Raw genomic sequence first — 1,878 nt, forward strand, 5'->3', positions numbered from 1 at the left:
ACCAATACCAGCGGTGAAGCCACCACTGCTGCTGGGGGTCTGCATCGATTGGCGGGTGAGGTCGCTTTTTTCTCCAGAAAAGACAARGCCAAACGGCGAAAACCAAGACGACTTTCACTTTCGCTCGCATTCTAAGCACACGCGGCCATGACCTGGCTCACTGCAGGATGCTCACGCTTTAGCCTTTCTGTTTCTTGAAGTCGAGGACTTTGCAATTGCGTCCTTCTGGACCCTCGTTTCGTAGGCTGTTCTCAGGAGAGACTTGACCACAGTGGGCCTTGCGGATGCCAGCGCCACGCGGAGACCCAAGACTTTGCTTCCCCAAAGCAACTTCTCCACGGATTCTGGACACAACGCGAGCGCTTGCTGGCGATCTTCTTCACCTACAAAGACGTGTATGAAGTCTCCATCCGGTGGGATTGTTGCGAAGATCTTGCCGCGCACCCGAAACGAAGAGTAGTTGTGGTGCGGCTCTTCCGTCACTGCCTCGAGAGACAGTGCGTACTTGCGAATGGAATCAATCTTCATGAAGGTGGGTCGCTGCGGCGCGATGGGAGGCGATTGACATGCGTCCTTACCGCCACCACTTCCGTGTGAGATTCCGGTCGCTCATTGGTGTTCATCCACCTGTGCCACACAACGCTTGACATGAGCTGAATTGACCGGCTTGCCGTGCCATGCCAACTCGATGGAAGGGTTAGGCTGCATCTTTTTCTCCTCTGTCTAGCGCCGACGAGTGGGCATCAAGCGCTCAAGGTCTTGAATGGCGGCGGTGGCTTTCGACCTGGCCCAAGCTACTGGAATGAGGCTGAACACTGGAAGCAAAAAGACGAGATAGAAGAAAAGCTGAATGCCCRCARCAATTTTCATTGTCCCAAGTAGCCTGGTTCGCTGTACGAATTCGGTGTTTTCCAGATCGCCTTCCCATAGCGATAGCTGGCGGCAAACGATGGTGAACCCGGCTATCGCCAGGGCGGACGCCGTGAGGCTTAAAAACCAAAATATCTTGTTCGGCATTTGCCTGTCGCCCAGGATGTTGAGGTGAAGCAGTAAATCGGCTTGTCTGAGCGCGATCTCGATCAGAAATGGGAGCTGAAGCACTATTGCCGCGGTGAGGAGTTTGCGTGCCAACTGCAAGGTACTTTTGTGCCTGTAAATTTCCCGAAGTGCTGTCATGCTTGTTTGATGATGGAAGATGCTACGCCGATGCAGCCTAACGTGAAGATGACCGGACCACCACTTGCGGCGAAGCCGCCTCCTGCTGTTGTGGGTCCGCGTCGATTGACATGTTATCCCTCCGTCCGTTACTTGAACACACGACCCTCTCCTTTCTGCGCGAACAATTTTCCAGGCAGATACTTGCCCTGATGCAGGCTGTAGGGAAAGAACACAACGACCGAATAGCTGTCGCGGTGATCAAGCGCAACTGCGATGGCATCTGACTTCAGCCCGGTGGAAGGATCCACCACCCGAACGTCATAGACAAGAGCCGTCGCAAGGTACTTGCCCGCCTTCGCACCATCCACAAACCGGGCGCGGAGCAACTCGATTAGCGGCGCTGACTTGGGACGGTCAGTTCCATCCGTTGCACCCATATGCGCGACCTTACCTGCCGCGTCGAGCGTCAATCCGTAGGGGTAGAACTCGCCGTGCTCCTTCAGCATCTTTTCCGCGAGGGGGAGCGCCTCGTTCATCAGAACTTCGCACTCCGACTTGGGACTAGCCACTGCAATCGCGTGAACAGACACGGGGGCCAGGATCGTAGCCACATTGAAGGAACGCCTCTTCATGAGGCATAACGTTTGAGCTTCCCGGAACGCAGCAAGCGCCGCGTGGCGGCATCCTGTTGCTGCGCGCCCAAGCCTGGCGAAATATTAG

General features: G+C 55.5%; 3 protein-coding genes. All 3 read right to left on the minus strand.

Features of this window, described 5'->3' with window-relative positions; genetic code table 11:
* Window positions 1-171: 171 nt before the first annotated feature.
* The 3 genes from AC1D0Z_RS20655 to AC1D0Z_RS20665 all read right to left on the minus strand — a co-directional run bounded on the left by AC1D0Z_RS20655 (window position 172) and on the right by AC1D0Z_RS20665 (window position 1,694).
* Window positions 172-528, minus strand: coding sequence for an MmcQ/YjbR family DNA-binding protein (locus AC1D0Z_RS20655; protein ID WP_477660037.1), 357 nt, complete (start codon window positions 526-528; stop codon window positions 172-174).
* 195 nt (window positions 529-723) lie between these two features.
* On the minus strand, window positions 724-1,176 hold the full coding sequence (locus tag AC1D0Z_RS20660) for a hypothetical protein (protein WP_477660038.1): 453 nt from the start codon (window positions 1,174-1,176) through the stop codon (window positions 724-726).
* A gap of 128 nt (window positions 1,177-1,304) precedes the next feature.
* Window positions 1,305-1,694: a hypothetical protein gene (locus tag AC1D0Z_RS20665; protein WP_477660039.1), complete on the minus strand. Its 390-nt coding sequence runs from the start codon at window positions 1,692-1,694 to the stop codon at window positions 1,305-1,307.
* Window positions 1,695-1,878 lie beyond the last annotated feature (184 nt).

Source organism: Polaromonas sp. P1_E3 (assembly GCF_056405935.1).

Excerpts from the sequence above, each read along its gene's own strand:
- AC1D0Z_RS20665 (WP_477660039.1), bottom strand. The coding sequence starts at position 1,694 with ATGAACGAGGCGCTCCCCCTCGCGGAAAAGATGCTGAAGGAGCACGGC.
- AC1D0Z_RS20655 (WP_477660037.1), bottom strand. The coding sequence starts at position 528 with ATGAAGATTGATTCCATTCGCAAGTACGCACTGTCTCTCGAGGCAGTG.